The organism is Pontiella sp. (genome assembly GCF_041622395.1).
GTDB lineage: Bacteria > Verrucomicrobiota > Kiritimatiellia > Kiritimatiellales > Pontiellaceae > Pontiella.
This window is the reverse complement of the sequence record NZ_JBFJYW010000060.1, coordinates 1-14,395: the sequence shown is the minus strand read 5'-3', so window position 1 is coordinate 14,395 and position 14,395 is coordinate 1. Positions and strand designations below refer to the sequence as shown.

The 14,395-nt window shown below is 61.3% G+C and carries 7 protein-coding genes and 1 pseudogene; all 8 read left to right on the top strand.

Features of this window, described 5'->3' with window-relative positions; translation table 11 throughout:
• Nucleotides 1–203 precede the first annotated feature (203 nt).
• On the top strand, nt 204–1,727 hold the full coding sequence (locus tag ABYO54_RS05335) for a hypothetical protein (protein ID WP_372807208.1): 1,524 nt from the start codon (nt 204–206) through the stop codon (nt 1,725–1,727).
• A 217-nt stretch (nt 1,728–1,944) separates the two neighbouring features.
• Complete coding sequence (locus tag ABYO54_RS05330; protein ID WP_372807207.1) at nt 1,945–5,409, top strand: hypothetical protein; 3,465 nt, start codon at nt 1,945–1,947, stop codon at nt 5,407–5,409.
• 10 nt (nt 5,410–5,419) lie between these two features.
• Nucleotides 5,420–7,168 (top strand): arylsulfatase, encoded by a 1,749-nt coding sequence (locus tag ABYO54_RS05325; RefSeq protein ID WP_372807206.1) that lies wholly within the window; start codon nt 5,420–5,422, stop codon nt 7,166–7,168.
• A gap of 29 nt (nt 7,169–7,197) precedes the next feature.
• On the top strand, nt 7,198–9,468 hold the full coding sequence (locus ABYO54_RS05320; RefSeq protein WP_372807205.1) for a glycosyl hydrolase family 95 catalytic domain-containing protein: 2,271 nt from the start codon (nt 7,198–7,200) through the stop codon (nt 9,466–9,468).
• A gap of 16 nt (nt 9,469–9,484) precedes the next feature.
• Nucleotides 9,485–9,706, top strand: coding sequence for a hypothetical protein (locus ABYO54_RS05315; protein WP_372807204.1), 222 nt, complete (start codon nt 9,485–9,487; stop codon nt 9,704–9,706).
• 10 nt (nt 9,707–9,716) lie between these two features.
• Nucleotides 9,717–10,868, top strand: a complete 1,152-nt coding sequence (locus ABYO54_RS05310; RefSeq protein WP_372807203.1) for a hypothetical protein — start codon at nt 9,717–9,719, stop codon at nt 10,866–10,868.
• 264 nt (nt 10,869–11,132) lie between these two features.
• Nucleotides 11,133–13,514 (top strand): glycosyl hydrolase family 95 catalytic domain-containing protein, encoded by a 2,382-nt coding sequence (locus ABYO54_RS05305; RefSeq protein ID WP_372807202.1) that lies wholly within the window; start codon nt 11,133–11,135, stop codon nt 13,512–13,514.
• 258 nt (nt 13,515–13,772) lie between these two features.
• Nucleotides 13,773–14,395: pseudogene (locus tag ABYO54_RS05300) on the top strand (hypothetical protein); the annotation flags it as partial.

The following is a 14,395-nucleotide window of genomic DNA, read 5'->3' as shown; positions in this document are numbered from 1 at the left end:
GCCGTCCGGCGCGATTAAGCTGGGCGTATTCGATCCGGTCGACGGCGTCTATCTGCTGCGCGCCGAGGTTGCCGGAAAGAACCCCAAGAGCAGCGGGACGTACTTCGGTCTCGACTGCGTGAGCTTCGGCCCGGCGGAATAAGCGCTTCCGCGGGGTCCTGTATCGTTTCTGCCGGGGGGCGGAGTAAGGGAGATAATCTGTCATGAAGAAGGTCGTTGTTTGGGGGGTTGCGGCGGCCGGCATGTTGGCCGGCTGGAACGCGAAAGCCGCCCCGCCAAAACCCGAAGAGCAACCGGGCTTCGGATTCCAGTTCTTGGAAAATCCGCCGATGCAGGTCATTGCGCGCGAGCCGCCTCCGCCCGAGCCGGTCACGGAGGATTTCGAGGTCCGGCCGGGATATGTCCTGATCGATTCGCTGGACGAGTTCCGGCAGGCGATCCAGCTGAGCGGGAAAAAAATACGGATGAAGCCGGGCATCTATCGCGCGGCCAAGACCGACCCGCCGCTGCAGTTCAAGGCCAAGCATAAAAACGAATCGGGCGAACTCCAGCTGCTCAAGCAGGACCACATCTTCGCGGTCAACGGATCGAACAACTATTTCGATCTGCGCGGCGTGGTGATCGAAACCCCGGTTTCGTTGCAGGGCACGCTTTCGCGGGGGAGCCACGTGGCGGATTCGTGGCACATCAACGGCGACAACAACACCTTTATCGGCGGCTACTTCCGCAACGTGCTCGACAAGCCCTATCCCGATTTCGCCGCCACGGAATGCGAATTCGAAGTCTGCGGCGACGGCAACCGGTTCTTCAACTGCACCTTCGTGATCCGCGGCTCCATTCCCTATGGCTATACCGATTTCTACGGCAAAGGCAGCTCGCACCATGGCCGGCTGAACAAGCACTCCTTCATGAGTATCCTGAACGCCAACGACACCTCGCTGATCGGCTGCAAGGTGTATCAGCAGTCGTTCGGGCACTGCCTCCATTTCCACAACGTGGACGGCGTCACCATCAAGGACTGCTATCTCACCGGCGCACTGCGCCCGACCAACGACATCTTCAAGGAACGCGTCGGGCGAGCGGTGGACTTTAACTTCGAGATGATGTACCGCAAGCAGCAGCCCATTCCGCGCGATTGGATCATTCCGCTGACCGAGGACGGCATCCGGGCCTACAACAACGTCCGGAACATCACCGTGGTCGATACCACCGTCGAACGGTTGCGCGGCTGCTTCCAGTTGCTCTGCCCGGAGGGGGACATCACCCTGGAAAACGTGACCGTGCTCGAGTGCGGCGATTTTGCTTTCGACCTAAGCGTGGGCGACAACGGCAAGGTGGTCATGAAAAACTGCAAAAGCGATGTGGCCTATAATCCGGTCTTCAACCTCACCCGCGGCGACCGGCCGAAGGGCGCCTTCTTCGAGCTGACCGTGCTCAGCCCGCCGGAGGGGGCCCGCGCAACCGAGCGCTCCGGCCTCGGCATCATCTGCGGGGACGAGTGCGAGTTCATCCTGCACGACGGCACCACGCGCCCGCTGCCCGACTCCGCCAACGGCCTCGAGTGCGGCGGAAAGCTGGGGCTGGTCGACTCCAAAATCACCAACTACACGACCGCGAAACTCGTGCTTCAGCCGAACGTCAAAAACTGCCGGATCGACTCGGTCGGTCCGGTGGAGGACCACGGGCAGGGCAATCGGGTGAGGGCCATCCAACCGCCCCGACGCTAGCGCCGGGGCGTTGCATCCCGCCGGAGTTAACTTGGAAACTCCCTTGGTGCTGGGCGCGAAACCCGTCGCTGGTAGGTTTTCATATAAGTTGTCGTCGTATGCCGCCAACGGGCAGGGTCCCGTTGCGGCGAAAGAACAATGCAGTCGAATTCGGGGTAAGGGTGTTGCTGAGATGAAATGTTTTGCGAGTCATAGGTTGTTCCGCTGGTTTTTCCCCTTGGCCATGGTTGCGACGGGGTATGCCGAGGTCCTGAACGTGGGCGATTTCCAGCGCCTGGACCATTGGTCGGGGTTGGCGGCATCGGACCGGAAGACGCCGGCGGGCGATCCGGTTGCAATCCTCAAGGCGCCGGGGAGAGCGGCCTTCGAGTATACCGAGCCCAAGACCTACGTGGGTTGGGAAACGCCCGCGTTCTCCGACCTGCTCGACGAAGTGGCCGTCGAAAACTGGTTCGACTACCGCTACCTCGAATTCGAGGTGCAGCTGCCGGACGCGCAGGCGGCGGAGATCGAGGTGACCCTTTATCCCCTGAAGATCGGCCGCCCGGATTATCAGGCCTCGGTCTCCTCTTCGATTCGGCTCAAGGGCGCGGGGTGGCAGCAAGTGCTGCTTCCGTTGCGGGATTTCGATTTCAAGCACCACCAAGGCGCGTTCTGGCGGGTGATCAAGGGCGTCTCCATCGACTGCGCGTGCCGGGGCGAAGTGCTGATCGGCCAGCCGCGCATCAAAACCGGCAAGGCGGTTTCGCTCACCTCGGCCGTCAAATCCAAACCGGTCGAGCCGGGCGAAACGGCGGTCTACGATCTGGTCGTCGAAAACGAAAGCGGCGTGCCGCGGCAGGTCGCGCTGCGGGTCGAAGAAAGCGGTTGGGAAGCGTGTCCGGCGACGCTTTCCGAGACGCAATTCGAGCTGGCCCCCGGGGAGCGAAAAACGGTTTCCCTCTCCGTTGAAATGAACGCGTCGGTGGCTCCCGGCGGGCGGGAAAGCCGCACGGTCGGCGTCGTTCCGGACGGGCGCGGCGACTTGCGCGAAGCGCTTCGGTTCATCACCGTTCGGCGCCTGCCGCATCCCTACCTGCTGCATACCGAAGCCGGCTGGCGGGACGTCGCCCAAAAAGCCGAGACGGTCGACTGGGCGCGCGACGCGCGCGACGAGCTGGTGGCAGCGGCCCGAAAATGGCGCGTCCCAAGCATCGGCACCGGCACCTATTGCTATTCCTTGAGCGCCGCGCAGGAGATGGCGGAATGCGCCATCGCCTGGAAGCTCTCCGGCGATGAAGGGCTGGCCGAAAAGGCCCTCCAATTCCTGAAGGATTTTTCCAATCCGGAAACGGGCTACCCGACCAAGATCCGTTCCAACAAAGGAGCGCACGTGCATCAGGGCATGTTCTTCATCCATCTGGCGCGCGGCTACGATCTGCTGTACGACCACGAAGGGCTCGCGCCGCGGGACCATCGGAATCTGGAGCGGTGTTTCCGCCTCTACAGCCACTGGGTCGATGCCGACCTGATGACGGGCGACGGCAACAACCATCAGGCCGGGCTGGTGGCCGGAGCGCTGTTGAACAGCCTCGTCATGCAGGATTTTTCCGAGGTCGAGCGCTACCTCCACGGCACGGGCGGCTATGTCGATCTGCTGGGGCAGGGCATCCTGGACGACGGCCACTATTTCGAGGGAACCGCCAACTACAACATCCTCACCGCCAATCTGGCCAACTCGGTCGCCATCGCCTTCGATCCTTGGGGCATGGAGGTCAAAAACTGGAAGATTCCGGCCAAATACGGGAAGTATGTCATGGTCTCCGACTGGGCCATGCGCGGCGAGTTTCTCGGGATGAATTTCGAGCGGCAGGGGCCGTCCACCCGCACCTACCGCTCCTTGAAGGATCTTTGGGATGCGGTGCTGCCGATGGCCGATTACCGCGGCGTGGTGTTCGCGACCAGCGATTCCGTATCGATCGATCTGACCAGCGGCAAGAACGAAGCCGGCTTCGGCTACGACATGGCCTACTACATGTGGCGCGACCCCGCCTATGTGCCGTTGCTCCAGCGGATGAAAAAGCGCGACCTGCTCTACGGCGTGGTCGACCTGCCGGCGGTGGACGGCGCGCTGGGCGCGGAATCCTATTGTGCCGACAACATCGGCTTTGCGGTGCTCCGCTCCAAGGCCGCGGGGCGGCCGGAACGCGAGCGCATCCAGACCGTGCAGCGCTACGGCACCCACGGCGGCTACCACGGCCACTTCGACAAGACCAGCCTGGCGTCGCTCTCGCGGTTCGGGCGCTTCCACTACGGCACCGAAGCCTCGTGGTACGGCTATTGGTCGTTCATGTTCAAAATGTGGGTGCAGACCTCCGACGCGCATAACATGGCGGTGGTCGACCACCGCATGCAGAAACCCGCCGACAACCGCCGCATCCTGTTCCACTCCGGCGACCTGATGCAGGTTTCCGCCACCGAGATCGAAACCGAATGGATCGATCCGCCCTACGGCGGGCAGACGCCCTACGCGCTGAAGATGCCGGAAGAAAAAACCTGGCAGGAGGGCCGTTGGCTACCGACCCCCGAAAACCCGCGCCCGCAGGGCGACACCGGAACGCCTTCCGAGCCGATCCTCCAGCGCCGCCTGATCGTGACCACGGACGACTATGTGCTGATGGCCGACTACCTCAAGGGAACGCAACCGCACGACTTCGACAATCTCTTCAACTGCAAGGGGCTGGTCGATCTCTCCGCCGGCACGAAGCGGTTCGTCAAGCACACCGCGCAATGCGACCCGGACCCATACGGCAGCGCGCAGTTCATCACGGACTGCAACTGGTACGAGACCGCCGGCACGGTCAAGGCCGGCTTCGTGCTCGATTGGTCGAAGGGCGAAATGGGCGGTCGGCAATCCTGTTCCGAGCCCGGCGTCATGAATGTCGACTACTATTCCCTCTGGCCGAAACAGGCGGGCGTGATGGTCGGCAACTATGCCGAAAGCCTCGAGGTGGCCCGGCAACTCTTCTACCGCGTGACCGGCGACGGCCAGTTGCTGGCCGAGGGCCAATTCGCGCCGTGGATCCTCGGCAAGGCGGTGCTCGACCTGGAGGTCGGGGGCGTCGAAACCCTCGCCATCGAAACCCGGGTGGAGAAGGCCAAGAGCCCGAAGACCGTCTTTCTGGGGAATCCGCAACTGCTCGACGCCGCCGGACGGCCAATTCCCTTCGACGTCGAAACGGATAACGTGGCGGAAACCGCCGGCGAAAACCTGGACTATGCGGGCGGAGCGGTGACCCTCTTCGGCGAGCACTACGCCACCTCGCTGGCCGCGGAACCCAACGACCGCAAGAAGAGCGGCGTGCTTCGGATCGACCTAACGGGCAAGAACGCCGTCCGCTTCAAGGCCGTGCTCGGCGGCGACTATCCGGTCGGCGGCGACGATATCCACCGCAAGATCATCGCCACCCGCAGCTCCGGAAAAGAAGCCCGCTTCCTGAGCGCGGTCGAGCTGCACGAGGACCGGCCGGTCATTGAATCCATTGTGGCGCACGGCGCCGATGACATTGAAGTGGTCCGAACCGATGGTAAGGTCGACCGGTTTAAAATCAGCGGTTTGGAGGGGCCCGCCGTGGCCGTCGAGATGACCGTTGAAGAAGGCGGCCGGATAACGGCTTCCGAGAAAACAAGCAATCGAAAGTAGGGAGCGAACGATGGGAGCGGTCATTGGAAAACGAATAGGGACGCTGCTGCTGATGGTGGCCGGAGGGGTGCTCGGCGCCCAGGCCGCGACCAAACCGAATGTGGTTTTCGTGCTGACCGACGATCAGGGCTACGGCGATCTCGGCTGCCACGGCAACCCGATCCTGAAAACGCCGGCGCTCGATCGGTTCCACCGCGAGTCGGTGCGCTTGACCGATTACCACGTCAGCCCGCTGTGCACCCCGACGCGCGGGGCGCTGATGACCGGGCGCGATCCGGGGCGCAACGGGGCCTACCGCACCAGCGCCGGCCGCTCGATCCTGCACACCGAGGAGCGCACCCTCGGCAACTTGTTTGCCGACAACGGCTATGCGACCGGCATGTTCGGCAAATGGCATCTGGGCGACAGCGCCCCGCATCGCCCGCAGGACTACGGCTTCCAGGACGTGGTCTGGCACCGCTGCGGCGGCATCGGCCAGGTTTCCGACTACTGGGGCAACGACTATTTCGACGACACCTACGAGCGCAACGGCACGCTCGAAAAGTTCGAGGGCTACTGCACCGACGTCTGGTTCCGCGAGGGCATGCGCTTTATCGAGGAGCATCGGGACGAGCCGTTTTTCCTCTACCTTCCGCTCAACGCGCCGCACACGCCGATCCTCGTCGGCGAGGAGTGGTCCGCGCCGTATAAGGACAAGGTCGACCGCGAAATCCTGGCCGATTACTACGGCATGATCGTCAACATCGACCACAATTTCGGGCGGTTGCGCCAAAAGCTGAAGGCGTTGGATCTGGAGGACAACACCATCCTGATCTTCATGACCGACAACGGCACCTACGTCGGCGCCAAGTTCGCGAACAACGATTCGCTGCCGATGGCGGGCGGGTTCAACGCCGGCATGCGCGGCCGCAAGGCGTCGGTGTTCGACGGCGGCCACCGCGTTCCCTTCTTCATCCGCTGGCCGGACGGCGGGCTGGACGGCGGGCGGGATATCGACGCGCTGGCGGTTCACGTGGACCTCTTCCCGACGCTGGCGGAGCTCTGCGGGATCGAACTGCCGAACGACCGCATCATGGACGGCCTTTCGCTGAAACCGCTGCTCTGCGGCGAAGCGGATAAACTGGAGCGCGACCCGGTGGTGCTGCAGTTCCACGGCGGCGCGGCCTTTCCGGAGGACCGCCTGAAGCAGGAATTCTCCTACATTCTGACCGAGCGCTGGCGCCTGCTGCACGGGCGCGAACTCTACGACATGCAGGCCGATCCGCAGCAACTCACCGACGTCGCCGCCGAGCACCCGGAGGTGGTTGCCGAGCTGTGGTCGCACTACGAGCCCTACTGGCAGTCGGTCGTGCAAGGCATGACGCCGGTGCGGCTCGACATCGGCAATCCGACCGAAAACCCGGTCGAGCTCTGCTCGCAGGATTGGTACATGCCGCAGGGCAACCCGCCATGGAATTTCCGCCTGATCGGCCAACTGCCGCGCGTGACCGCCCCGTGGATGGTCGACGTGAAAACGGCGGGCCGCTACCGCTTCACGCTGCGCCAGTATCCGAAGCGGGCGGGCAAAGCGGTGGAACAGACCGTGCGGGCCAAGGTGGAGATCGCCGGGCTTTCGAAAGAGGTTGCCGTTGAGCCGGGCTGCACGGGCGTGGTGATCGAGCTCGACCTGCCGGCCGGCGAAACCGAGCTGCTGACCTATCTCTACAATAAACAGGGCGCGGCCGGCGGCGCCTATTTTACCGAAATCGAAAAACGATAATCCCAAGTGCCGATCGATCGGGGCGTTTTATGAACCACAAGCTGACAATGAATTTTCCGGCCGGATGGCAGGGCGACCAATGGAAGGAAGCGCTGCCTTCCGGCAACGGCATCCTGGGCGCGGCGGCCTATGGCGCGGTGCACGACGAAACCGTGCTGCTGACGCATGACGACCTGTGGCACGAGGTGGTCACCAACGCGCTGCCGGACGTCAGCCATAAGCTGCCGGAAATCCGCGAGCACCTCGCGAAGGGCGATGCCTATGCCGCCGACCCGATTCTTTCCAACGCGCTCAAAGACGCCGGCTACCAGGCCGACATTGGTGCGCCGCTGCCGCTCGGCGACCTCAAAATCAAGATTCCCGTCCGCCGCGGTTTCGAGCACTATCGCCGCGAGCTGAACCTGGCGACCGGCGAGGTTTGCGTGGGCTGGAGCGACAACGGCGTCGATTATTGCCGCAAGCTGTTCGTTTCGCGCGCCGACGATTGCGTGGTGATGGAAATCACCAGCCAGGGCGGGGCGCTGGATGCGGAGATCTCGCTGGATCTGCACGACCGCCTCGATGCGCATATCTGCGACCAGCCCGATCCCAAACTGCCGGAAAACGTCGAGGTGAACACCGATGAACCCGGATGGATTTTCTATGCGGCCCGCAACGACGACGGCACCGATTTCGGAGCGGTCGCCCGCGTGGCGAAGGAGGCGGATCGGGCGCTGGTCGTCCTCAAAATGTTCGTGAAGGGCGAACGCGCCAAGGAGTGGAAAACGCTCAAACAGGCGCTCCGCGGCCTCGGCACGGATTATGCCGGCCTGCTGGCCCCGCACGCGCAAGCGCACGGCGAGCTCTTCGGGCGCGTGGCGCTCGACCTCGGCGCGGAGGGGCGGGAGCGCTCCAACGAAGCGCTGCTGATGGATGCCTATCAGGGGCGGGTTTCCACGGCGATGGTCGAAAAAATGTGGGCCTACGGCCGCTATCTGTTGATCTCCAGTTCGCGCGAGGGCAGCCGGCCGTGCCCGCTGCAGGGCAAGTGGTGCGGATCGTACCGCGGCTACTGGACCTTTAACATGGCCAACGAAAACCTGCAGATGAACTATTGGCAGGCGATGTCCGGCAACATGCCGGAGGTGGCGCTGCCGGTCTTCGACTATGTCGAGCGCATGATGGACGACTTCCGCGAGAACGCCCAAAAACTCTACGGGTGCCGCGGCATTTTGATGTCGTGCATCACGACGCCGCCGTCGGGGCTGTTCAAGGACATCCAGCCGCACATCCTGCACTGGACGGGCGCGGCGGCATGGGTCGGCCAGCATTTTTACGACTATTATCTGCACACGGGCGACGAGGTGTTTCTGAAGGAGCGCTGCATTCCGTACCTGCGCGAGGTGGCGCAGTTCTACGAGGATTTTTTCACGGTCGATGAAAACGGAAGCTATCTGAGTTCGCCGTCGAATTCCCCGGAAAACCATCCGGGCAACTATGCCGAGGGCGCGGCGGATATGCTCTCCATGGAAACCGCGATGAATGCGACGATGGATTTTGCGCTGGCCAAGGAGGTGCTGACGCACCTGGTCGAAAGCGGCGACGAGGTCGAGCGCTGGCAGGCGATGCTGGATAAAATTCCGCCGTACCAGATCAACGGCGACGGCGCGGTGTGCGAGTGGATGCACCCGTTTTTCGACGACAACTATGCGCACCGCCACCAGTCGCACATCTATCCGGTGTTCCCGGGGCTGGAAGTGACGCGCGATGCCGACCCGGAGCTGTTCAAGGCGTTTGAAGTGGCGATCCGCAAGCGCCTCGAAATCGGCCTCGGTTCGCAGACGGGCTGGTCGCTGGCGCACATGGCGAACGTCTACGCCCGCATGGGCGAGGGCGATGCCGCGCTCAATTGCCTGAGCCTGCTGTCGCGCGCTTGCGTGATGAATAATTTTTACACGACCCACAACGACTGGCGCGGCAGCGGCATCGGCGTCGATTTTGCGCCGGCGCCCTACCAGATCGATGCCAACTTGGGCTGGACGGCGGCGGTGCAGGAAATGCTGCTCTTTTCCGTGCCGGGAAAAATCACGGTGCTGCCCGCGCTGCCAACGGCGTGGAAAAAAGGGTCGGTCAAGGGGCTACTGGCGCGCGGCGGCGTGGAGGTGTCCATCGAATGGGATCTCGCCGCGCATGCCATCGAGGTGGAGCTGCGTGCGCGGAAGGACCAGGGGATCGAGCTGGCGACGCCCTGTTGCCCGAAGGTTGTGCAGACGGTTGAGTTGGCGTCCGGCGAGCCGAAGACGTTGCGGATGGATTGGTAAGGAAGAGGTGGGAAGCATGTTTGTGAAACGGATGGTTTTTGTCGTAAGCGTTGCGCTTGCCGCCGGAGCGCTGGCGGGGCAGGTGAAGATTTCTTCGCTGGATGAACTGGCGAGCTATGCGGCGCAAAGCGGCAACAAGGTGCGCATCGCTCCGGGAACCTACACGGTGAAGAAGGGCTATTATCCTGAAGACCCGAAGAATTATTTTCAACTTCAGCGGTTCGGACAATACCTTTGATTTTACGGATGTGCGTATTGAAATCGACACGCAGGTCTATGCGGATATGCCGAACTCGAAAAATCCGCATGGCTACATGGGGTTCCGGATCTACGGCGACTCCATTACGTTTGTGGGCGGTGAATTTGAGGATATCGGCGAGCAGGTCGGTCCGCGCGGCGCCAATGAATTTGTGATCGACGGAAACGATTTCACGATGAAGGACTGCTCCGTCACGATTCGCGGCTCATCTCCGTTTGGATATGGGGATCTGTACGGAAAGGGGCGCGGGGCCGTTGCCCGGCTGAAAAAGCATGCGCTGATGTCGGTGATGGGGGATCGGATCCTGGTCGAGAACTGCGCGTTCAAGGTGTTTTCCTATGGCCACGGGATTCATCTGCACGGGGCGCAGGATGCGGTGTTTCGCAAGGTGAACATGCTGGGGATGCTGCGACGGACCGATGAAATCTATGCGGAGACAAGCGGCCTTGCCAAAGAGCATGATTATAAAATGATGTTTCCCGATTGGAAACAGGGGCAGCCCATTCCGAAAGGCGAAATGCTGAGTCTGACGGAGGATGGAATTCGCGCGTATGTCCGCGGCGTGAATAAGGATGGAGAGGAGCGCGCGACCGGATATGTGACGCTTGAAAACTGTACGCTCACCCGCATGCGCAGCTGCATTGCCCTGACGGCGGCTTCCAGTGCAACGGTCACGGATTGCACGGTGCGTGAGGCGGGCGGTACCGCCTATGGGCTTCCGTCGGACTGTACCGTTCGCAACTGCAAGGGCGACGCCGCATTCAGTCCCCTGCTTTCCATCCCCTACAGCAATCGACGCAATGCGGACATCGAACTCGAGTTGATGGGCCACCCGAATGAGATGGGGGATCACCCGTTGGCAACGCTTGTCGGGAGCGGGCATACGATCACGATCTCCTATGAGGGCCGCAACCCCAAACAATTGCGCCCGATCATGATCGGCAGTACGGGCGAGCGCTATACCGAAGACAACTCCGACGCATCCGAGCTCCGCAGCAAAAACGCCGCGAGCGGGATTACCCTGATTAACCAAACGCCGCATCCGGTGGAACTCACCGAGTTTGCATCTTCCAACAAGGTCAAAAGCCGTGGCGCGATCACAGATCATGGTGTCGACAATACCGTGCGAAAAGTCCGATAGGGAACGCGTGGTTCCGCGCCATGCCGCGGTCGAACGAGTTGAAGGAAGCGGTTGGAGCGAGGATCGATAACCAATGAACCTAGAAAAGTAAACGAACCACAGATGAACGCGGATAAACACAGATTCATGAACAGGATGTGCCGAACCGGCTCTTCCTTCGGTGGGTGCGCGGGAAAAACGCCTTATCTCATCGAGTATCCGCATCCATCTGAGGCAATTCCTTCCGCTTTGGCGGAATTGTGTGGTTCCATTCCCGGATTTAGGATGAAAAGCAACCGATTTTTCCTGTTGCTGTTTGTCCGGTTCATTCTTTCTGCCGGATCGGTTCTTGCGTGGCCGAAGCAACCGCCGGAGCCGAATAACCCGGGTGTCGGCTATCATTTCGCCCAGGAGGCGGACGCTCCGAAAGAGCCGCTGACGCTTTGGTATCGCAAGCCGGCGACGATGTGGGAATCGGAGGCGCTTCCGGTGGGGAACGGCCGGCTGGGGGCCATGGTGTTCGGCGGGATTAACCACGAGCGCATTCAGCTCAATGAAGAGACGCTGTGGGACGGGGTTCCGACCGACTATACCAATCCGGAGGCGCTGGGCGCGCTGCCGGACGTTCGGCGTCTGCTCTTTGAGGGCAAGAATAATGAAGCCAAGAGCCTGGCCAAACGCAAGATGATGGGCCGTCCGTATAAGATTAAGTCCTACCAGACGCTGGGCGACCTCTTCCTCGATTTCCCGGAAACCGACAAGGTGTCCGGCTACCGCCGCGACCTCGACCTGACGACCGCCATCAGCCGCACGCAGTACACCATCGACGGCGTGGAGTATGTGCGCGAGGTGTTTGCGAGCGCGCCGGATCAGGCGATCGTCATCAACCTGAAAGCGGACCGAAAAGCGCAGATTGATTTCCGCGCCGAGTTTTCGCGCGAAAACGCAACCGTCACCTCGGATGCCGGAAATCGCATGCTTGTGCGCGGCAAGCTGGGCATCGATTATGAAGCGCATCTGGTTCCGGTCGTCGATGGCGGAACGGTGGTTTCCCGGGATGGGAAACTGGAGGTGTCCAATGCCGATGAAGTGACGCTGCTGATTGTCGCCGCAACCAGCTACAACGGCCCGTCCGATATTTCCGGCGATGCCTCGGCGCGGTGCGCGGGCTACCTGGATGCAATCGGGTCAAAAACCTATGCGCAGATCCGCGCGGATCATATTGCCGACCATCAGGCGCTGTTCAACCGCGTCAAACTCGATCTGGGCACCACCGATGCGGTGAAGACGCCGACGGACGAACGGTTGCAGGCCATCAAGGCCGGGGCTTTTGATCCGCAGCTCGAAGTGCTTTATTTCCAGTTCGGTCGCTACCTGCTCATCGGCAGCTCGCGGCCGGGCTGTCTGCCGGCCAACCTGCAGGGGGTCTGGTGCCAATCCATCCATGCGCCCTTTAACAGCGATTACCATTTCAATATCAACTTCCAGATGAACTACTGGCCGGCGCAGGTGTGCAACCTGTCGGAATGCCATCTGCCGATGTTCGATTATCTCGAAAGCCTGGTGGAGTCCGGCCGGCACACGGCCCAGGTGCATTATGATGCCGGCGGCTGGGTGGTTCACCACCTGTCCGACATCTACGGCTTTACCGCGCCGGCCGATGGTGTGCACGGAATCTGGCCGTTCGGGGCGGCCTGGGCCGTGCGCGATATGATGGAACACTACCGCTTTAACGGCGACCGGGAATTCCTCGAAACCCGCGCTTATCCGCTGATGAAGGGCGCGGCCGGGTTTTTCTTCGATTTCCTGGTGGTTGCTCCGGATGGCACGCCGGCGGCCGGGAAGCTGGTCAGTATCCCGTCGCACTCGCCCGAAAACTATTTCTTCCTGCCGAACGGCGACAAGACCGACTTCACCTATGCCGCGACGATGGACCTCGAAATTATTCACGACTTGTTTACGGGGGTGATTGAGGCGAACCGCGCCATCGATCCGTCGGGTCGGTTCGATGCGGCATTTATTCAAGAGGTTCAGGAAACGCTGGCGAATCTGGCGCCGCTGCAGATCAGCGAGAAGACCGGCCGCCTGCAGGAGTGGATCGAAGACTATGAAGAAACCGACGTGGACCATCGCCACACCTCCCATCTGTATGGCCTGCATCCCGGACACCAGATTACCCAGGCAGCCACGCCGGAACTCTACGAAGCCGCCCGCAAATCGCTGGAAACGCGCGGCGATCGCGGAACCGGGTGGAGCATGGCGTGGAAGGTGAACTTCTGGGCCCGCTTCCGCGACGGCGACCACGCCTACGTGCTGCTCAGAAACCTGCTGACCAAAAACACCATGAACAACCTGTTTGATTATCATCCGCCGTTCCAGATCGACGGCAACTTCGGCGGAACGGCCGCCTTTGCGGAAATGCTGCTGCAGAGCCACGACGGCGCGCTCGAGCTGCTGCCCGCACTCCCGTCGGTATGGAACGACGGTTCGGTGGAAGGCCTGCGCGCCCGCGGCGGCTTTGAAGTGGATCTCGAATGGAAAAACGGCAAGCTGAAAAAAGCCGCCATTCGCTCCCTGAACGGAAATCCGTTGAAACTGCGCTACGGCAAGGCCGAAAAAACGGTGAAGCTCGCCAAAGGCGCCGAATATACGTGGAACGGAAAATAGCGCCAACGTGCGGAAAACGCGGCCTGCTCCGGAGAACCGGGCCCTCGCAACGTTGGTTTAACAGAGAAACCTGAGCGTGGGTTTACATCTGGTGTGGGGTCGTTATTTTTCTCGCCCAGTAAATAATTTCGGGGGGCTGTCTGATGCAGCCCAACCATGGGTCTGTTACCCCGATTCAGTGCGATCTCGTCAGTCAGGGGTCGTTTGTTTGCATGTTTCCAATGGTTGGAAACCGAAAATCAATGAGAAGGTAAACCCATGAAGTATGTTTCGATTTATCACGCGAATCTGAATTATGCCTATCTGCCGGAGGGGCGGTTTGAATTCGTCATCCGCCGCAGCTATGAGCTGATCTTCGATACCTACCGCGAAAAGCTGCCGAACGATAAATATGTGTTCGAAGCGTCCGGATACACGATTGAGCAAATGGCCATCAAAACGCCGGACGTGCTGGCCAAGCTGAAAGCCGCCATCGCCGCGGGGCAGTGCGAGTTCATGGGCTCCCCGTACGCCCACCCGATGCTGCCGAACTTCCCGGAAGAGGACGGGCGCTGGGCCATCAAGTTTTCCAACGACATCTACGAAAAATATCTGGGCCTGAAACCGAAGAGTTTCTGGAATCCGGAATGCGGCTGGCGCAGCTACGTCAAAAACCAGGTCGCCGACAACGGCTATCGCAACCTGCTGCAGGAGTTCGAGCAGTACAGCCGCTCGCTCGACGCCGACGGAAACCCGTTGCGCCCGGAAATTTACGACGTCGAAAAAATCGACAACTCGCAGTTCTACAACTTCGATTTCAAATACGACCTGCCCGGCACCGAAAAGGCGCTGCACTTCCCGTTCAAAAACCTCGAAGGCATGGCGCCGGACACCCTGCGCGT